The following is a 17,541-nucleotide window of genomic DNA, read 5'->3' as shown; positions in this document are numbered from 1 at the left end:
AGGCGGTTTGAGCATGTCATCCACAATACAGCAATCCATTCGAACCGCAGTCACAAGTGAACAGGTTTTCTCGTTAAAACACGGTCAAGTGGTTCATGGGAGTGTGAAAAAATTATTTCCTGACCAAAGAGCCGAAGTTCAAGTGGGAAATCAAAAAATGATGGCGATATTAGAAGTTCCTTTAAAAGCCGGAGATGCTCATTACTTTCAAATAGTAGGTGATAAAGCAACTTTGCAATTAAAGGTAGTGACAGACGCTCTAAACTCTTCCAAAGCCACATCCAGTCAAACGAAGCAGTTAATGGACTCTCTTCAGTTGCCGAAAACAACCGAAATGCAGAGTATTGTGCAACAGATGGTCAAAGAGAAAATACCTCTATCTAAAGAACAGTTACTATTGGCAGAACAATGGCTGAAAGAAATCCCACCACAGGTTAAAATGGCAGAAGGTTTGTTGGCGATTCAGAAACTGAGTGAGCTCAATTTATTATTTACGAATGAAAACTTTCGCACGTTAATCAGCGGACAAGATAAGAATGGCTTACATCAGCTATTGGATGCATTTAATATAGCGTTACAAAATGATACGTCCATTCCATCCAGCCAAAAGGGAAACCTTGATAAAGCATTAGCGCAAATATCTCAGCCTTTCTCAAATGAACTTGGCGGGGCAATACTCGGACAAGTGATTGAACGATTACAATCACAGAAAACAAGCGAAAGTGACAAGCTGGCATTGTTGAATTTGTTGAAAGACGTTGGACTTGTCCCAAAACAAGCAACACTTGCCAACTGGTTAAGTTCACAAGTAACATCCATTGAATCACCAGCTGATGGGCAAGGTTTGCAAGTTGGACAACTACTTCTTCAATTGCAAAACCCAGTTCGAGCTCAGGAACTATTGAAATTTCTTCAAAACATGATTCAACAGAATCAACTTCTATCAGCGGAAGGAAAAGATGAAATCCAACAACTGATTCAAAAAGTAGTGCAGATAGCACCTCAAACGCGAGAATGGAATACGGCTATAAAGTCTTTAATAAATGAAGTATTAAAGGCATTTGCCGAAGCAAGTCAATCCCAACCATTTCACACTGACCAGAAATTGTTTACACCAAAGGATTATGTGTTGTCCATATTAACTTCCTTGAACGGTAAAGAGTTGGACGCAAAGGTATTTGAACAATTAACACTGCTATCTAGTAAATCCAATCAACTACCCGTTCAGCAAGCTTTTATTACAGCAGAAGCTACAATTCAATCTGGAATAAACAGCATAGCGATCGAACAAGCAATGAAACAAATACTTGGCAATATCGGATTTGCTTACGAAGCAAAATTAGCGAAAGGAGCGAATCTGAGCCAATTAAGTGATTCGCTTAAACCCCAATTGCTGGCATTACTACAAAATCAAGCGATTGCAACCACGTTGAAAGAAACAGCAGAAATGATTGTTTCCCGGTTGAATGGGATGCAAATATTATCGGGTGAAAATGGTCCTCAACATCAGTTTCTTATGCAAGTTCCACTGGATTTTCTCGGAAAACGCATGGATGCCTCACTGCAATGGAATGGTCAAATGAAAGAGGATGGGAAAATCGATTCCAATTATGCCCGTGTCATGTTTTATCTGGACTTAGCTTCTTTGAAAGAGACTGTAATTGATATGCAAATACAAAATCGTGTTATCACAATTAATATTTTTAACGAAAGTGATGCATTAATGCCTTATGCAGAACAGTTCAGAGAAGCGCTTAAAACAGGTCTTAGCTCGTTAAATTATCAATTATCAGGCGTATTTATGAAAAGTTATATAAAGCAACCGGAGCCCCATCCAATATTGACAGAGGCGCAAGTAAGCAAGTGGGGAGTGGATGTTCTAATATGAGGGAAGAAAACAAGACCATCAAAGAAGCTGTCGCATTGACATATAAACAGAATGTAGAAAATGCCCCGACAGTCATAGCTAAAGGCAAAGGTGTAATTGCTGAAAATCTAATAAAAAAAGCACATGAACATAAAATTCCCATACAAGAAGATCCTAGTTTAGTGTCGCTGCTTGGCCAATTGGATATTAATGAATCGATTCCTGAAGAGTTGTATCAAGCGGTTGCAGAAGTGTTTGCATTTATTTACCGGATTGACAAGTCGCATGGCATGAATAAATAGAAAAACTCTTTTTTCGACAAAAAAGTACAGAATATTCGATGTTTCAGTAATATTAAGGACAAGTGTGGACATTGTATGACAGGTTTTATACAATGGTTAAGGTAGTAAATTACTTGACAGAAGTTTGATTGGAGGATGTAAAATGAATATCCATGAATATCAAGGTAAACAACTCCTCAGACAATATGGTGTCGCAGTGTCGAACGGTTTAGTTGCTTTTTCTCCTGAAGAAGCAGTAAAAGCTGCAAAAGAACTAGGCACTGAAGTTGTCGTGGTGAAAGCTCAAATCCACGCAGGTGGTCGTGGTAAAGCTGGCGGTGTTAAAATCGCGAAGAACTTGGATGAAGTTCGTACATACGCGAAGGAACTTCTTGGTAAAGTCCTTGTCACTCATCAGACAGGTCCTGAAGGAAAAGAAATCAAGCGTCTTCTAGTTGAAGAAGGCTGCGACATTAAGAAAGAGTACTACTTAGGTTTAGTACTTGACCGTGCAACTTCACGTGTAACTCTTATGGGTTCTGAAGAGGGCGGAATGGACATTGAAGAAGTTGCTGAAGCAACTCCTGAAAAAATCTTCAAAGAAGTAATCGATCCAGTTATTGGATTAACAGGCTTCCAAGCTCGTCGTATGGCTTTCAACATGAACATTCCAGCTAAGCTAGTAAACAAAGCTGTGAAATTCATGCTTGGTCTTTACCAAGTGTTTGTTGAAAAAGATGCGGCAATCGTTGAAATCAATCCACTAGTTGTAACAGGTGGTGGAGACGTTATGGCACTTGACGCGAAGTTTAACTTCGACGCTAATGCTTTATACCGTCATAAAGACATTTTGGAATTACGCGACTATGACGAAGAAGATGCAAAAGAAATCGAAGCTTCTAAATATGACTTAAGCTATATCTCATTGGATGGCAACATCGGATGTATGGTTAACGGTGCTGGACTAGCTATGGCAACAATGGATACAATCAGCTACTACGGCGGATCACCCGCTAACTTCCTTGACGTTGGGGGCGGTGCGACAGCTGAGAAAGTAACGGAAGCATTCAAAATCATTCTTTCAGACAAAAATGTTAAAGGGATCTTCGTTAACATCTTTGGCGGAATCATGAAGTGTGACGTTATCGCTGAAGGCGTAATAACAGCTGCGAAAGAAGTTGGATTGCAAGTACCTTTAGTTGTTCGTTTGGAAGGTACAAACGTAGAACTTGGGAAGAAATTATTGAATGAATCTGGCTTAAACATTATTGCGGCTGGCTCTATGGCTGATGGCGCGCAAAAAATTGTTGAACTTGTAGGCTAAGAAAGGCAGGGACAAAAGATGAGCGTTTATATTAACAAAGATACGAAAGTACTCGTGCAAGGTATTACGGGATCAACAGCTCTTTTCCATACAAAGCAAATGCTTGAATATGGTACAAAAATCGTCGCTGGTGTAACTCCAGGTAAAGGCGGAACTGAAGCTGAAGGCGTACCCGTTTTCAATACAGTAGAAGAAGCTGTGAAAGCAACTGGCGCTAACGTGTCCGTTATTTATGTTCCAGCTCCATTCGCTGCAGATGCTATTCTTGAAGCAGTAGATGCTGACTTGGATATGGCGATTTGTATTACTGAACACATTCCTGTTCTTGATATGGTAAAAGTTAAACGCTATATGGAAGGCAAGAAAACTCGTTTAGTCGGACCGAACTGCCCAGGTGTTATTACACCTGAAGAATGTAAAATTGGTATTATGCCAGGATACATTCACAAAAAAGGCCATGTAGGCGTAGTTTCTCGTTCTGGTACACTAACTTATGAAGCAGTACACCAACTTTCTCAAGAAGGTATTGGACAAAGTACAGCTGTAGGTATTGGTGGAGACCCAGTAAACGGAACTGACTTCATCGATGCATTATCTGCATTCAATGAAGATCCAGATACGTATGCAGTAGTAATGATTGGTGAGATCGGCGGAACAGCTGAAGAAGAAGCTGCTGAGTGGATCAAAACTAACATGACTAAACCTGTAGTAGGATTCATTGGTGGACAAACAGCTCCTGAAGGTAAACGTATGGGCCATGCCGGTGCGATTATCTCTGGTGGTAAAGGTACAGCTGCTGACAAAATCAAAGCGATGAATGAAGCTGGCATGGAAGTTGCAGCTACTCCATCTGTTATTGGTGAAACTTTAATCAAAGTGATTAAAGAAAAAGGCTTGTACGATCAATGTAAAACACATTAATCTAAAATAAATGCTCGAAACGTTGTTAAATCAACGTTTCGGGCTTTTTTGATTTTGTCTAATAATATAATTCTTTATAACAAGCGGTTCTAACATCTAATTTATATAGAAGAAACTCAGAAAAGTAGAAGTCGAAAGTAGTCGAAAACTGGTCAATTTATAAATAACAGATTAATATAAAAGAAAGCGACGCATCGTCGGATGTTTCGCTTCTTTATCTATAAAAAAGGAGGAAATGCATGATCAATCTATCATTTCATCATCGTTTATTGGCGCTTCACTACGTTTTGCCAATCCCTCTAAATCGCTTGGAGCCCCTACTTCAAGTAGATTCTGAATTAGCATCATGCGAGGCAATGGATATCAATCAGCTTTCGAAATTATTGAGACTGACTCCTGAACGTGCCAGGAAATTTAAAGATGCATATGCAAAAGTGCTTGAAACCCCCCTTATACAAGCATATAACTCGAATAACATTACCCCAATCCCATTTAACCATCCTAATTATCCCAAACAATTAAGAACACTTTATGACCCGCCAACAATTCTTTACGCGAAAGGCAATATTGATTATTTAACGATGAAATATTACGTGTCCGTCGTTGGTGCGAGAGACGCAACGGACTATTCGAGAGCTTCGATGTCATTGATTCTTCCTCCACTTATTGAGTATGATATGGTCATTGTCAGTGGCATGGCGAAAGGTGCTGATGCAATGGCTCATCAGGCAACTCATAATCTTGGTGGAAAAACCATCGGAATCCTTGGTCATGGTCACTTCACCCGCTATCCCAAAGAGAATGACCAGTTATATACGATCATGGAAAAGCATCATTTAACTTTGACGGAGTATCCACCGTACGTCACCCCGCAAAAATGGTATTTTCCTATGCGAAACCGGCTAATCAGCGGTATTTCTCAAGCACTGGTTGTAACAGAGGCAAAAGAAAAAAGTGGAACAGTCAGTACCCTCCAACATGCTTTGGACAATGGAAAAGATGTCTATTGTGTCCCTGGTCCCATCACCTCAATGCTGTCACTCGGACCCAACCGGTCGCTATTAGATGGGGCTAAACCAATCTGGAATGGCTATCAAATTGTAGAAGATTTTCAAGGATTGTCTATTCAAAATTGAACAATGTAATGAAAAATGGTTGCATTATAGTAAAAAATGCAACCATTTTAAAAAGTGTATAGAGAAATCAGTGATATAAGGGGATTCACATAGGAGCGTTCCACTGGAAAAAGAGAAGAGTGACCAAATGGTGACCATAATTTATAAAACATCATCGAATACATCCGCAGCTTTATCTTGATCGTCTTTGTTGGTATGGTTGTATGTGTTCATTGTAGTCTCATAATTAGCATGTCCGAGTCGCTTTTGAACAACATCTACGCGTTCTCCTCCAGCGATTAAATACGATGCTGAAGAATGTCTGAGGTCATGTAGAGCGATGGGTTTCAGACCTAATCGCTTACAAACTTTTGTCCACTGGTTTGTGAATGTGATTGGATGCATTATGGACATATCTCTAGACCTAAAAATTAAATCAAAACCGTCGATTGTTTCCCACAAGGATCCCATCTGCAATTTCATTTCACGTTGTTTAAAATAAAAAACTTTGAGTTCTTTCATAAGTTGTTCAGGAAAGGTCACAAATCTTTTTTTACGACCCTTAGTAGGGCCGATAAACTTTTCTTTAAGCACTCGATCATAATTTAAACTTTTAGTGATATGGATACCATTCTGGGTGAAATCAATATCTTCAAAAGCAATCCCTAAAACTTCTCCTCGTCTTAGACCACCAACTGCGGCCAGCTTAATCATAATACGATCTCGCTCTCGTAACTTCCCAACGGCAACAAACAGTTCTTTGAGTTCGGATTTATCGTAGATTTCTCGTTCAATCTTTTTTTCTTTGGGCAACTTGAAATCAATAGTTGGATTGGAATCAATTAGTCCCCAGTATCGTGCTTTCCGAAAAATACTCTTCAACATGGACAATTTATTATTTAAGCTTTTTTTCTTATGAGCTCGCTGTTCAATAAAAAATTCTTCAATATGGAACGTCTTTATTTTTTTCATTTTCATGTTGCCAAAATAAGCTATTAAGTCGTCAATGAAATAAAAATAGCCGTCACGCGAACCTGGTGACAAATGCAATAATACATGATTTTTCCACCATCGGTCGAAGCAATAATTAAAGTTAATTTCCTCAATATCGCCTGTTTCATATTTAGCGATACAGTTTAGTTCGAACTCTTTAATCTTTTTGTTGAGATCACGGTTGGAAGTGGCCTGAATGGTTTTTGTTTTTCTTATTCGTTTTCCAAAATCATCGTAACCAAGTTCAACAAATACTTTGTACTTTCCTTTTTCAATTTCTTTGTATGATGTCATGAATACTGCTCCTTTCTTTAGTGCGAATAATATTTCTAATATCTGTAATGAAAATAGAACATCCGTTCCTATTTTATGGTACAATAAATTCAGTTATTTATCCATTACTGACAGAAAGTGATGTTTTTCATTAAAAAAGTAAATTAAGTGATGCTTATCAAACAATTGACAATAATTTTCTGATATATTGAAAATAAGCTGTTTGGCTAATCCGGGTCGAGAGTAGACCGCAAAAATCTACTCATTATCGCCTACTTCGATCCACTCGTATAAATCGTCTATATGACAATTAAGTATAGCTGCAATATTTTTGGCAACTTGAAGTGACATCCCTTGTTTATTTTTAACGTACTTATTTATTTGCGGAGGGGTCACATTCAACTTCCTGGCTAGATCAGTTTGTTCCATTTTTGCAGCTGTTAATAATTCACGAAGTAGGCATCTTCCGACTTTATAAGCCAAACAGACACCCTCAATTCATTATTTACTTTTAAGGTGGCGATATTGAATGACAGATGATGTAATACAATTATTGGTTGAGTTCGTTGAATTAATTAACAAAGAGATACCACCGAAAGAAAAACCCTAATTACTGTTATTCATTTTGTCGTAGTAGTCGACAGTAAACTGAATGCTTTCTAAAAATTTTCTTCTTTCATCTTCATTCATTGCTACAGTTTTATCTATTAACTCTTTTAAAAAATTCATTTCTTTTGCTTCTAAATTTTTTGTGAACATATCCTTTGTTCTTTGAAGGTATGGTTCATCAGTATTTCTCTCTGGAAATAAGTCGTCTACTTTGATATCTAATACCTCAGCAATTGCAAACAAAGTATTCATATTAAGCGTGATTGTTCCTTTTTCGTAAGCAGAAACAGTCGTATGTCCAACTCCTATTTTGTTACCTAACTCCTTCTGAGTTAGGCCTTTTTTATTTCTATACTCTTTAATCTTTCCCCCGATATACTTGTCTAAATTATCCGTTCCCAATTAATCTTACCCCCCTTTTCCATCTATCCACACTCTATTTATAATGAAGTTTTAGAGGTGAAAATGCAATTAATTATTATTATATTCCATTTTTAATGAAAATATTCATTGACATTCCATTTTTAATGGATTAATATTGGTTTATCGAAAGAAACGAGGTGATGAAGTGAAACAGTGGGAACTCATTCGCTTACGAAAAGAAGGTGGGCTTACTCAAAAAAAAATGGCTGAAATTCTAGATATCGACATTTCGACTTATGTTTATAAGGAAAATGGCAAGAAGCAATTCAATGCCAACGAAATGTTTATGATCAGTGAATTACTTGATAAAAAAATAGAAGATATTTTTTTACCCAGTAATTCCATTTTAAATAGAGTTTGTGAATGTAAGTCCATTTGAAATAGAATATAAACGGAATTTATAAACGTGGTGTGGCACTTACCCAATGAAGGTCCTGATGTAATGTGAGCTGTGGTTCCGAGCCGATGACGGAACGAAAGTGAGATGTAAAGGAGTGAAGAAAATGAGAAGGATTAGAGGGGCGAAAGAATTGGTTAAGTATCTCGATACAATCGGCTGCCCAATGAGTGAAGGAACAATCTTTAGATTACTGCGTGAGAAAAAAATTCCATGCATTCGTCCCACTGAGAGAATTTTGATATTCGATTTGGATGCAATTGATCAATGGATTACAGGGGAGGAAATCTCATTATGAACGAACTAATCCCAACATCACAAAACGAAAATGGAGATATCACGTTAAGTGGTCGTGAACTTCATGAGTTTTTGGAAGTGAAAACGGCTTATAAAGATTGGTTTCCTAGGATGGTCGAGTACGGTTTCCAAGAAAATATAGATTTTATATTGGTCGCTCAAAAAAGAGCAACCAATAATCCACGTAATCCTTTTACTGAATTCACCGACCACCAAATCAAACTCGACATGGCCAAAGAAATTGCAATGATTCAACGGTCAGTTAGAGGCAAAGAAGCACGGCAGTATTTCTTACAAGTAGAAAAAATGTGGAACAGTCCTGAAATGATTATCAAAAGAGCGATGGACTTCCAGCAGAAAAAAATTCTTCAACTTGAAACGCAAATACATGAAGAAAAACCTTATACGGATTTCGGCAAGGTGGTTGCCATTAGCGATGGAGCAATTAGTGTAGGAGCCTTTGCAAAACTGATTTACGAAAAGCACGGGATTAACATCGGCCGCAACAAGCTCATGCAGTGGCTGCGCGATAAAGGCTACCTGATAAAGCAAGGTCGTGAAAAGAATAATCCGAAACAAAATTATATTGAGCAAGGATTGTTTAAAGTATCACCAACCATCATTTCCCGGACAGAAGGCGATGTTCAAAGTAATACAACCCTCGTCACTGGAAAAGGTCAAATTAAACTCATGGAATTACTGAAGGGAGAGTTTATTCGATGACATTTGAAGGACAAGTATTTATATGGGCAGTTGTCGGGATTCCGTTGATTTTCTGTCTAGGAATGACGTGGCGTGAGGTGAATCCTAAAAAATGAACTCAACAGTTTCTGTAGAGGACAAAAAAGTGTTTGTTCGTTGGCTTTTGAAACGCTATCAAATGAAGCGCGCTGAATGCAAGTGGATCCTGTCTTATTTACTAACCCATGACGAAATAATGAAAAATGTACATTTTGTAGAAGAAGCACATTACTGTCCGAGAGCAATGGTGATGTCGGTTTCCGAATCAAATGGCGTGCCGTTTCGCTTTTATAAAGGAGAGTTGATGACTGCTAATGCTGAAAAAGCGTTTCACGATATGCGGTTAAATCCTGAAGAAGATATGTATTTGCAACTGAACTTTCCGCAAACAAATGAACTTGAATATTTGAATGTCCTGGAAACAAACGCATTTATTCCAAAGTATCTTCAAATTAATTACAAAGATCGTGAATTTGCAGAACAAGTTACTCAACACCTGGTAAAGGCTCAAGCGGAATTTTCATATGAACAAATGATTGATGAAGCATTGGATAAGGGGGATAAAGATCGGTTCATGGAACTTACTCAAAAGGTGGTGCAAAGTATATGACTAGTATTCCAAACGTTAATTTAATGCGTGAGATGGCACAAGAAAAAACTGCAGTCTTCAATGAAGAATTTGCGAAATCAGAAATATTCGCGAAGATGTGTGCTGACATACAGGTTGAAGCAAACAAAGGAAATTTTTCGAAGTTGTTCAGTGATAGTGGTTTCGGTGGTCACAAATCAATTACAGCTGCTCACGATTTATTTCTCAAACATGGCTACAGCGTGACAATCAAAGGTTGGAATTTAGTAGTGAGTTGGGGAAGAAACAAAACAGTTGATGAGGAAAATGAATAAAGTCCGCTGCTCTAACAACGGACTTCGGTACTCGCAAAACTACACACTTACAGGATAAGCGAGGACCTCCAAAAAATCAAGGGAGGCACAATCATGAAAGAAGTAAAGCTACTGTCTTTAAACCTAATTAACTTTAAGGGCGTTAAACAATTCACATTCGAACCATGTGCCAAAAACGTTAGAGTATTCGGGGATAACGAAACAGGAAAGACAACACTTTTTGATTCGTTTATCTGGTTGCTGTTCGATAAGGACAGTCAAAACAAAAAGGATTTTTCTATTAAAACTCTAGTAAACGGTAAAGAGATTCATAACTTAAATCATGAAGTAGAAGCATCATTCACTGTCGATGGATCACCAGTCACTTTACGAAAAGTGTACAAAGAAAGATGGACTCGTAAACGTGGTGCAGCTACGCAAGAGTTCACTGGCCATGAGACAGATTACTTCGTTGATGGTGTTCCAAGTAAGAAGAAAGAATACACAGATACAGTGGATTCGATTGTGCAAGAGGACGTATTCAAGCTTCTTACTTCTCCAACATTTTTCAATGAACAAATGAAGTGGCAGGACCGTAGAGCAACGTTGCTTCAAATCTGCGGTGACATTTCTGACGATGAAGTGTTTCAACTGAACAATGAATTGAAAGCATTACCACTTATTTTAAAAGGCAAGAAGATTGAGGATTATCGAAAAATCCTTGCATCACGTCGCAAAGAAATCAATGACGAGCTCGAACGTATACCGGTTCGCATCGATGAAGCACAAAAGTCCATTCCAGAAATGGATGTAGACATTGATAGTTTGAAAACTAAAGTAACTGAAATCGATACAGAAATAGATGTAAATGTCTCTCTAATTGCCAAAATCAAAAACGGCACAACAGTTCTGGAGAAAGAACGAGATCTTCAAAATATAGAGAATGACTTCCTGAATATGAAACGTGACTATGAATCAGACTCAAAAGAAAAGGTCTACCAAATTCGCGCAAAACTGCAAGAAGAACAGTCAAATGCCTCAATCATGTGTGCTGAAATTAACGGATTCAAGCAGTCAATCACGTTCGCTAACCAACAGTTAAATCGGTTAGATGAAGAACGCACCCAATTACTGGCTGACTTTAACCATGTTAAAGCTTTGGAATTTAGACATGAAGTTGCGTGTGAATGCCCAGCATGTGGACAAGCGTTGCCGGAAGATGAAGTTGGTGCAGCACGTCAAAAAGCTTTAGAACAATTCAACACAGAAAAGTCTTCCAAACTAAAAAGTATCAACGATCGTGGCATGGCTATTAAAGGTAAACGAGAAAAAGTGTTGGGAGAAATCGAAAGATACAATGCTGAAATCGATAAGACCCAACCGAATTATGATGAAAAAGTGAAATCAGTACAAAAGCTCACTGAGCAACTTTCTGCTCAAGAACGGTCTGTAAAGGATGTTTCTGAAAGCACAGATTATCAATCTCTCTTATCACGTAAACAAACAATTCTTCAAGAGATTCAGAACTTAAAAGAGCACGCTCAACAGGCGGTTCGTGATGTTGAAACAACCCTTTCAGGACTCAAACAAGAGAAAACAAATATTCAAGTTGAACTTGCGAAATTCGCCAATATTGAATCCATTCAAACACGTATTGCGGATCTATCAGACCAGGAGAAGTTGCTGGGAGGTGAGTTCGAAAAACTTGAGCACCACTTGTACCTGACTGAGCAATTCATTAGAGCAAAAGTAGAGCTATTGGAAGAACGTATCAACTCAAAATTCCAGCATGCACGTTTCAAAATGTTTGCTGTACAAATCAATGGTGGGCTTCAAGAAGTATGTGAAACGACTTACAAAGGTGTTCCATTTAGTTCCTTAAATAATGCAGCTCGAATCAATGTCGGAATTGACATCATCAATACTTTAGCTACTCATTATGGCATTCGTGCTCCAATTTTCGTCGACAATGCCGAAGCCGTTACTAGATTGATTGATTCTGATTCACAGTTAATCAGCTTAGTAGTTTCTGAGAATGATAAGCAGTTAAGAGTGGAGGGTAACTAATGGACGGAAAAACACTTGAATACATGGGCGAGCGTGTAGATAAAGGTCGAAAAATTTTATCTCAAATCAAGGTACTTGAAGAAAAGAAATTGTTCTTGGAATCAAAAGAAATTGATTCTGTTCGTTTCGATTCTGGTTCATCTGCAACGAAAATGCCATATGAAACAGGAGTCATAAATGAATTGAAAGAAGCTGCAATAAATATTTTAGATAACGAAATTGGTCTTCTAAAACTAAAATTCGAAGAAATTTAAGGAGGAAACAATAATGAGTAACCCAAACCAATTAGCGATGGTCAAAAAAGATACGGTCGATATCGTAGCAGCAAAAGTAAAACAGTTCCAAGAGAGTGGAGAGCTTCATTTCCCTGCAAACTACAGCCCTGAGAATGCTATGAAATCAGCTTGGCTAATCCTGCAAGACGTGAAGGATCGTAACCAAACACCTGCACTTCAGACATGTAGCAAGGACAGTATTGCAAATAGCTTGCTAGATATGGTTGTACAGGGACTAAATCCAGCCAAGAAACAAGGCTACTTCATCGTTTATGGAAAGACCCTTACGTTCCAACGATCTTACTTCGGCACAATGGCCGTTACTCAACGAGTTACAGGCGCAAAATCGATTGACGCATCCGTTATCTATGAAGGTGATGAAGTAGATTACGAGATTGTTAATGGTCGAGTTACAGAGTTAAAACACAAACAAAAATTCGGAAATCAAGACAAACCTATCATTGGTGCGTACTGCACGATTATTGAACATGACGGAACGGTATACAACGAGCTTATGACATTTGCTGAAATTGAAAAAGCTTGGGGCCAATCGAAGATGAATCCCAAAGGGGAAAGCTCGACTCACAAAAAATTCCCACAAGAGATGGCGAAACGAACTGTTATCAATCGTGCTTGTAAAAAGTTCTTAAATGCTTCAGACGACAACTCACTCGTGATGAAACATATCCATGCAAGTGATGATGTTGCAGAAGAAGCTCAACTTGCTGAAGAGATTCAAGGTAATGCAAACCAAGAAATTATTGATGTTGAAGGCATTGAAGTCCCTTGTGACGATGAGACAGGCGAGATTTTAGAAGAAACAAAAGTTGATGAATCACAAAAAGAAGTCGTTACAGACGACGCACCTAACTGGTAATGATAACGATCCAAACTCTCGCAACAGGAAGCAAAGGCAATTGTTATCACATAACGGATGGTCACACGCCTTTGCTTCTTGAATGCGGTATTTCATTCAAGCAAATACAACGCAAATTGAATTTCAAAACATCAGACATTGCAGCCTGTTTAGTTACTCATGAGCACAAAGATCACTGTTCCGGAATGAGTGAAGTGTTAAAGGCTGGCATTGATTGCTACATGTCACCCGGTACAAAAAGTGCCATCGGAATCACTCATCATCGGATTCACGGTGTAGAGGTAAAGACGCAATTCAAAATCGGCACATGGACCATATTGCCTTTTGATGTGCAGCATGACGTGTCAGAGCCATTCGGCTTTCTTCTTGCAAATACTGCAGGAGACAAGCTACTGTTCGCCACTGACACTTATTACATCAAATACAGATTCCAGGGGCTTACCCATCTCATGCTTGAATGCAATTACTGCACAGATCTTCTTAATAGAAATGTCGCAAACGGACTGCATAAGTCAATGAAGAAGCGAGTGATGAAATCGCATTTCAGTCTGGAAAACGTCATTGATTTCTTAAAAGCAAATGACCTTACCAAACTCCAGGAAATTTGGTTGTTGCATCTGTCAGATTCGAATAGCAATGAGCAACTAATTCGTAATGAAGTCGCAAAAGTCACCGGGAAAATGATTCACATTCCGTGAGAAAGGATTTTGCAAAGTGAGCAAATACAGAAGTGTCCAGGTTAGCTATTGGCAAGATGCTTTTGTTCTGGATCTAACACCCGAAGAGAAGTACTTCTATATCTACTTGATGACCAACAGCAAAGCAAATCAAATCGGAATATACGAGCTGCCAAAAAGGATTATCGAAACGGAAACTGGTTATAACCGTGAAACGGTGGAGAAGTTGCTAAATCGATTTACGGACTATGAAAAAATCATTTACAACGAACCTACAAAAGAAGTAATGCTGCTCAACTGGAGCAAGCACAATTGGAATAACAGTCCGAAGGTAGTCAAACGAGTTGAAGATGAATTGAAGGGAGTCAAGTTTTCCCCTTTTATTGAAAAGTACCGTGAAAGCATTGAAAACACTGAGTTTAATAAAGTATCTATACAGTATCCAAGCAGTATGGATATAAGAGAAAAGAGAAAAGAGAAAAGAGAAAAGGAAAAAGAAAAAGAAAATGAAAAGAAAAACGCATCAACTGGATCCTTCGAAATTCCAATTTCTCCTTTTCGCTTTTACGAACAAAATGGATTTGGAGCATTGACTCCTTATGTAGGTGAAAAAGTAAATGGTTGGATTGATGACTTATCAGAAGAGCTCATTATTCATGCTATGAAAATAGCAATTGAAAATGGTGTTCTGAAGTGGAATTACGTGGAATCCATCTTAAGAGATTGGACGAATCGAAAGATTTCTTCAATCGAGGAAGTAGAAGCGATTAGGTTACAACGGAAACAACAATCATTTCACCATCGCAAACCACTAAAGGAAGAGAAAGTTCCAGAGTGGCTTGATGAACAGAAGAAAGAACGTGCTGGAGAAATTGTTGTAGAAAATACTGTTTCACCAGAAATGGAAGAGCAAAGAAGGCTTCTCCTTGAAAAACTTGGTGTTAAAGAATAACCATAAACCTGAAAAGAAGGTGTTTGAATGAAACCACAAGTTGCTCCAATGTCGCCAGAAGGCATGCGCCAAGCATTTATCCGTGAATTAAAGTCCATGGGCATCGAAGAAGGTCGTAACGGCGAGTCTTTAGACAGTCTGGACTATCATTCGGTATTAAATCTAGTAACCATCGAACGCATTAAACGAGATTACGAGTAGGAGGATCCGTATGAATCGATATAGCGAAAATTACAAGAATACAGGTTCTAAAAGCGTAGCTGAAATCGAACGTAACGCTCACATCATCAACACATTCTCTGTTGCGGCTGTTGGAAGCGACAAGGGGTTTCGCCACCAGTACGCATTTATCGTCTCAAAATCACGCGGTGCAGGCGTGAGACTAACGGTGCGAAAGCAATGCTCAAATGGAAATGAAATTGCTCGTTCTTTAATAGTCGCCAAACAAAACTTAGATACTTTAAGACAGTCTATGCACGACTTGTCCAAACCAGTACAAGCAGCTAAAAAAAGAGTGGACGAGCTTAGTTATATTAATAGCTTGCTAGATTCCTGTTTTAAGGGGTGGCATTGATGCGAGAGATTAAGGTTCGTGGCTACTCAGTTGAAAAGTTGTGCGCTGACAGTCAGTGGGTTGAAGGTTTTGGGGTGATGGACGTTAAGTACACGGATGGAAAAATCGAATATTTCATCATTTCAAACTACGGAGAATTCGAAGTGCATCCAGAGTCTATCGGTCAATTCACAGGATTGCACGACAAGAACGGTTTGGAAATTTATGAAGGGGATATCGTACTTCGAGAGCTAGTCACTATCGGTATCCATATAAATGAAGACTTCATAGGTCAAGTGAAAATGTACGAAGGTCGTTGGTGGATAGACAACGGCAGAGATGCGGTTCCACTGTGGAGTCCATTTGACGAATTAATAGTGTTAGGAAATATTTACGAGCATCCTAACTTGCTAGAAGGCGATGACTCATGACGCTAATCTTCAACCCCTACAAAACGGTAAAGAATGGCGTGATACACAAGCAAGCATTTGGAGTATCGGATGCTAAGTTTCGGAAAATGCGCAGAAATATGATCGATACTGGATTCGAACAAGTGAGTCCAGTTCATACAAACGGAAATCATAAATGGTGCCAAATGAAGTTTGTTGGGAGGAAGAAAACCCATTGAACATCACAACGCTTTACAAAGACGTGGACCGCCAAATTATCACTGTTTGTGGACATTTAAGTGTTGATGAAATTCGCAATTACAAAAGGAATGGGTGGAGAAACGACCGCCCAGGTACAAACAAAAACGGAATACCAATTCAACCAACCAGGAGGAAATCTCATGAAAAAAATCATTGATTTAAATACATTTGCAAACGGTGCTTTAGCGGAAAAAGTAAACATCGAACTTCAAAAAGTTCTTGAAAACATTTCGGATCCAAACACGGACCATAAGAAAGCTCGCAAAGTAACTATCACGATGACTCTCAAAGCAAATGAACGTCGTAACTTGGCAAATGTCCTGGTTGATGCAAAATCTGCCCTTTCACCGTCTGTGGGGGTTGAGTCCGAATTAATTATTGACTTCACTCCTGAAGGTGATATCACTGGCGCAGAACTTAAGAGTGGTATTCCTGGACAAGCCTACATCAGTAATGATGGTGAAGTATTAGACCATCTTGGCAAACCAATACCTGCAGAAGAACCAGTAAATAAAAAAGTAGTCCAATTTAAATAAAATCTATTAATCTATCAAACCCAAAAACTAAAAACCGAAAAGAGGAAATTGAAATGTTAAAAGAATTCGTATCGTACTTATTGGAACTAAAACGTCCTGAAACAATCGAAGCTGCCGGAAAGGTTTACTCAACAAACCAATTGTACCGTTTGGACAAAGAACAAGAAGTTTCTGCAATCAATGTTCGCAGCTTATCAGGTCTAGTGGATTATGTGAAATCAAGCTTCGACCACGAACGCCCAGTGATGATCCATGTGGAATCCCCAACAAAGGTAAACGTTTTCGATGCTTTAAATGATGTGAATGACCGTCGTACTTATGTAAAGGCGGGTGCATTACTACCAAGCATTACTTTTGAGCAGTTTGTTGACCGTGAGAAATTCCAAATCATGCTGCAAGCTTGCTTTGTACCAAATACAGATAAAGAGCAAGTATTGAAAGTGGTCAGTTCCATCATTGAAGAAAATTCAGTACAAACACAAGATGACGGAGTTACACAACGAGTAACCGCGAAGACTGGCGTTGCAACTGTAGGGAATGTGAATGTACCGAATCCAGTCACTTTAAAACCATTCAGAACATTTGCGGAAGTATCACAACCAGAATCAGAGTTCGTTTTACGACTTAAAGATGGTGGCCGTGTTGGTCTTTTTGAAGCGGATGGAGGTGCTTGGGAGTTGAATGCAATGGCGAACATTGCCGAGTACTTAGAGCATGCATTGGCTGATGAAATTATTGCAAAAAGAGTAGTCATCATCGACTAATCATTAGGGGCCTGGTGCCCCTATTTTTATAAAAAATTGCAGATGGGATTGATTTTTTGAAAACAAT

Annotated in this window: 23 protein-coding genes; 20 read left to right on the top strand and 3 right to left on the bottom strand. The window is 38.7% G+C overall.

The annotated features are described in order from the left end of the window. Positions 1-13: 13 nt before the first annotated feature. The 5 genes from HMPREF1210_RS05835 (at position 14) to dprA (ending at position 5,529) form a co-directional block, all read left to right on the top strand. A complete protein-coding gene (locus tag HMPREF1210_RS05835) occupies positions 14-1,888 on the top strand; it encodes a hypothetical protein (RefSeq protein WP_016427700.1) in 1,875 nt (624 codons plus the stop codon). Continuing rightward, the gene (locus HMPREF1210_RS05830; RefSeq protein ID WP_016427699.1) at positions 1,885-2,169 is read left to right on the top strand and encodes an EscU/YscU/HrcU family type III secretion system export apparatus switch protein; all 285 of its coding nucleotides are present in this window, start codon (positions 1,885-1,887) and stop codon (positions 2,167-2,169) included. Before HMPREF1210_RS05835 ends, HMPREF1210_RS05830 begins: the two co-directional genes overlap by 4 nt. Before the next feature lie 142 nt (positions 2,170-2,311). Continuing rightward, complete coding sequence (sucC, locus tag HMPREF1210_RS05825; protein ID WP_016427698.1) at positions 2,312-3,472, top strand: ADP-forming succinate--CoA ligase subunit beta; 1,161 nt, start codon at positions 2,312-2,314, stop codon at positions 3,470-3,472. Between the two features lie 18 nt (positions 3,473-3,490). Then, the gene (gene sucD / locus HMPREF1210_RS05820; RefSeq protein WP_016427697.1) at positions 3,491-4,393 is read left to right on the top strand and encodes a succinate--CoA ligase subunit alpha; all 903 of its coding nucleotides are present in this window, start codon (positions 3,491-3,493) and stop codon (positions 4,391-4,393) included. A 239-nt stretch (positions 4,394-4,632) separates the two neighbouring features. Further along, a complete protein-coding gene (dprA, locus tag HMPREF1210_RS05815) occupies positions 4,633-5,529 on the top strand; it encodes a DNA-processing protein DprA (protein WP_016427696.1) in 897 nt (298 codons plus the stop codon). A gap of 141 nt (positions 5,530-5,670) precedes the next feature. Here dprA and HMPREF1210_RS05810 read toward each other — a convergent pair whose 3' ends face one another. The 3 genes from HMPREF1210_RS05810 to HMPREF1210_RS05800 all read right to left on the bottom strand — a co-directional run bounded on the left by HMPREF1210_RS05810 (position 5,671) and on the right by HMPREF1210_RS05800 (position 7,785). Further along, entirely contained in the window at positions 5,671-6,795 is a 1,125-nt protein-coding gene (locus tag HMPREF1210_RS05810; RefSeq protein ID WP_016427695.1) for a site-specific integrase, read from the bottom strand. A gap of 237 nt (positions 6,796-7,032) precedes the next feature. After that, positions 7,033-7,257, bottom strand: a complete 225-nt coding sequence (locus tag HMPREF1210_RS05805; protein WP_016427694.1) for a helix-turn-helix transcriptional regulator — start codon at positions 7,255-7,257, stop codon at positions 7,033-7,035. Between the two features lie 123 nt (positions 7,258-7,380). After that, complete coding sequence (locus HMPREF1210_RS05800) at positions 7,381-7,785, bottom strand: helix-turn-helix domain-containing protein (RefSeq protein ID WP_016427693.1); 405 nt, start codon at positions 7,783-7,785, stop codon at positions 7,381-7,383. 166 nt (positions 7,786-7,951) lie between these two features. On the opposite strand from HMPREF1210_RS05800, the gene HMPREF1210_RS05795 reads away from it, so the two are divergent. The 15 genes from HMPREF1210_RS05795 (at position 7,952) to HMPREF1210_RS05720 (ending at position 17,474) form a co-directional block, all read left to right on the top strand. After that, the gene (locus HMPREF1210_RS05795) at positions 7,952-8,185 is read left to right on the top strand and encodes a helix-turn-helix transcriptional regulator (protein WP_016427692.1); all 234 of its coding nucleotides are present in this window, start codon (positions 7,952-7,954) and stop codon (positions 8,183-8,185) included. Between the two features lie 124 nt (positions 8,186-8,309). Then, positions 8,310-8,501: a hypothetical protein gene (locus HMPREF1210_RS05790; RefSeq protein ID WP_016427691.1), complete on the top strand. Its 192-nt coding sequence runs from the start codon at positions 8,310-8,312 to the stop codon at positions 8,499-8,501. Continuing rightward, positions 8,498-9,223 (top strand): phage antirepressor KilAC domain-containing protein, encoded by a 726-nt coding sequence (locus tag HMPREF1210_RS05785; protein WP_016427690.1) that lies wholly within the window; start codon positions 8,498-8,500, stop codon positions 9,221-9,223. The genes HMPREF1210_RS05790 and HMPREF1210_RS05785 overlap by 4 nt, the downstream gene beginning before the upstream one ends. A 91-nt stretch (positions 9,224-9,314) precedes the next feature. Next, positions 9,315-9,851 (top strand): ReoY family proteolytic degradation factor, encoded by a 537-nt coding sequence (locus tag HMPREF1210_RS05780; protein WP_016427688.1) that lies wholly within the window; start codon positions 9,315-9,317, stop codon positions 9,849-9,851. Beyond that, the gene (locus HMPREF1210_RS05775) at positions 9,848-10,144 is read left to right on the top strand and encodes a hypothetical protein (protein WP_016427687.1); all 297 of its coding nucleotides are present in this window, start codon (positions 9,848-9,850) and stop codon (positions 10,142-10,144) included. The genes HMPREF1210_RS05780 and HMPREF1210_RS05775 overlap by 4 nt, the downstream gene beginning before the upstream one ends. A gap of 93 nt (positions 10,145-10,237) precedes the next feature. After that, complete coding sequence (locus tag HMPREF1210_RS05770; protein WP_016427686.1) at positions 10,238-12,190, top strand: AAA family ATPase; 1,953 nt, start codon at positions 10,238-10,240, stop codon at positions 12,188-12,190. Continuing rightward, a complete protein-coding gene (locus tag HMPREF1210_RS05765; protein ID WP_016427685.1) occupies positions 12,190-12,444 on the top strand; it encodes a hypothetical protein in 255 nt (84 codons plus the stop codon). The genes HMPREF1210_RS05770 and HMPREF1210_RS05765 overlap by 1 nt, the downstream gene beginning before the upstream one ends. A 13-nt stretch (positions 12,445-12,457) precedes the next feature. Continuing rightward, a complete protein-coding gene (locus tag HMPREF1210_RS05760) occupies positions 12,458-13,342 on the top strand; it encodes a recombinase RecT (RefSeq protein WP_016427684.1) in 885 nt (294 codons plus the stop codon). After that, the gene (locus HMPREF1210_RS05755) at positions 13,342-14,040 is read left to right on the top strand and encodes an MBL fold metallo-hydrolase (protein ID WP_016427683.1); all 699 of its coding nucleotides are present in this window, start codon (positions 13,342-13,344) and stop codon (positions 14,038-14,040) included. The genes HMPREF1210_RS05760 and HMPREF1210_RS05755 overlap by 1 nt, the downstream gene beginning before the upstream one ends. Positions 14,041-14,056: 16 nt before the next feature. Further along, positions 14,057-14,971 carry a DnaD domain-containing protein gene (locus HMPREF1210_RS05750; RefSeq protein ID WP_016427682.1) on the top strand — a complete coding sequence of 305 codons (915 nt, stop codon included), beginning with the start codon at positions 14,057-14,059 and terminating at the stop codon, positions 14,969-14,971. Positions 14,972-14,998: 27 nt separating this feature from the next. Then, positions 14,999-15,172, top strand: coding sequence for a hypothetical protein (locus HMPREF1210_RS17985; protein ID WP_016427681.1), 174 nt, complete (start codon positions 14,999-15,001; stop codon positions 15,170-15,172). A gap of 10 nt (positions 15,173-15,182) precedes the next feature. Next, on the top strand, positions 15,183-15,545 hold the full coding sequence (locus HMPREF1210_RS05745; RefSeq protein ID WP_016427680.1) for a hypothetical protein: 363 nt from the start codon (positions 15,183-15,185) through the stop codon (positions 15,543-15,545). Beyond that, positions 15,545-15,955 carry a YopX family protein gene (locus HMPREF1210_RS17265; RefSeq protein WP_016427679.1) on the top strand — a complete coding sequence of 137 codons (411 nt, stop codon included), beginning with the start codon at positions 15,545-15,547 and terminating at the stop codon, positions 15,953-15,955. The genes HMPREF1210_RS05745 and HMPREF1210_RS17265 overlap by 1 nt, the downstream gene beginning before the upstream one ends. 359 nt (positions 15,956-16,314) lie before the next feature. After that, positions 16,315-16,710 carry a hypothetical protein gene (locus HMPREF1210_RS05725; protein ID WP_016427676.1) on the top strand — a complete coding sequence of 132 codons (396 nt, stop codon included), beginning with the start codon at positions 16,315-16,317 and terminating at the stop codon, positions 16,708-16,710. A gap of 53 nt (positions 16,711-16,763) precedes the next feature. Next, positions 16,764-17,474, top strand: coding sequence for a hypothetical protein (locus HMPREF1210_RS05720; protein ID WP_016427675.1), 711 nt, complete (start codon positions 16,764-16,766; stop codon positions 17,472-17,474). Positions 17,475-17,541 lie beyond the last annotated feature (67 nt).

It is taken from the genome of Paenisporosarcina sp. HGH0030 (assembly GCF_000411295.1).
Classification (GTDB): Bacteria; Bacillota; Bacilli; order Bacillales_A; family Planococcaceae; genus Paenisporosarcina.
This window is presented reverse-complemented; position numbering and strand designations above follow the sequence as displayed.

Coding starts and splice junctions, on each gene's coding strand:
- HMPREF1210_RS05835 (WP_016427700.1), top strand. CDS start 14: ATGTCATCCACAATACAGCAATCCATTCGAACCGCAGTCACAAGTGAA.
- HMPREF1210_RS05830 (WP_016427699.1), top strand. CDS start 1,885: ATGAGGGAAGAAAACAAGACCATCAAAGAAGCTGTCGCATTGACATAT.
- sucC (WP_016427698.1), top strand. CDS start 2,312: ATGAATATCCATGAATATCAAGGTAAACAACTCCTCAGACAATATGGT.
- sucD (WP_016427697.1), top strand. CDS start 3,491: ATGAGCGTTTATATTAACAAAGATACGAAAGTACTCGTGCAAGGTATT.
- dprA (WP_016427696.1), top strand. CDS start 4,633: ATGATCAATCTATCATTTCATCATCGTTTATTGGCGCTTCACTACGTT.
- HMPREF1210_RS05810 (WP_016427695.1), bottom strand. CDS start 6,795: ATGACATCATACAAAGAAATTGAAAAAGGAAAGTACAAAGTATTTGTT.
- HMPREF1210_RS05790 (WP_016427691.1), top strand. CDS start 8,310: ATGAGAAGGATTAGAGGGGCGAAAGAATTGGTTAAGTATCTCGATACA.
- HMPREF1210_RS05785 (WP_016427690.1), top strand. CDS start 8,498: ATGAACGAACTAATCCCAACATCACAAAACGAAAATGGAGATATCACG.
- HMPREF1210_RS05780 (WP_016427688.1), top strand. CDS start 9,315: ATGAACTCAACAGTTTCTGTAGAGGACAAAAAAGTGTTTGTTCGTTGG.
- HMPREF1210_RS05775 (WP_016427687.1), top strand. CDS start 9,848: ATGACTAGTATTCCAAACGTTAATTTAATGCGTGAGATGGCACAAGAA.
- HMPREF1210_RS05770 (WP_016427686.1), top strand. CDS start 10,238: ATGAAAGAAGTAAAGCTACTGTCTTTAAACCTAATTAACTTTAAGGGC.
- HMPREF1210_RS05765 (WP_016427685.1), top strand. CDS start 12,190: ATGGACGGAAAAACACTTGAATACATGGGCGAGCGTGTAGATAAAGGT.
- HMPREF1210_RS05760 (WP_016427684.1), top strand. CDS start 12,458: ATGAGTAACCCAAACCAATTAGCGATGGTCAAAAAAGATACGGTCGAT.
- HMPREF1210_RS05755 (WP_016427683.1), top strand. CDS start 13,342: ATGATAACGATCCAAACTCTCGCAACAGGAAGCAAAGGCAATTGTTAT.
- HMPREF1210_RS17985 (WP_016427681.1), top strand. CDS start 14,999: ATGAAACCACAAGTTGCTCCAATGTCGCCAGAAGGCATGCGCCAAGCA.
- HMPREF1210_RS05745 (WP_016427680.1), top strand. CDS start 15,183: ATGAATCGATATAGCGAAAATTACAAGAATACAGGTTCTAAAAGCGTA.
- HMPREF1210_RS17265 (WP_016427679.1), top strand. CDS start 15,545: ATGCGAGAGATTAAGGTTCGTGGCTACTCAGTTGAAAAGTTGTGCGCT.
- HMPREF1210_RS05725 (WP_016427676.1), top strand. CDS start 16,315: ATGAAAAAAATCATTGATTTAAATACATTTGCAAACGGTGCTTTAGCG.
- HMPREF1210_RS05720 (WP_016427675.1), top strand. CDS start 16,764: ATGTTAAAAGAATTCGTATCGTACTTATTGGAACTAAAACGTCCTGAA.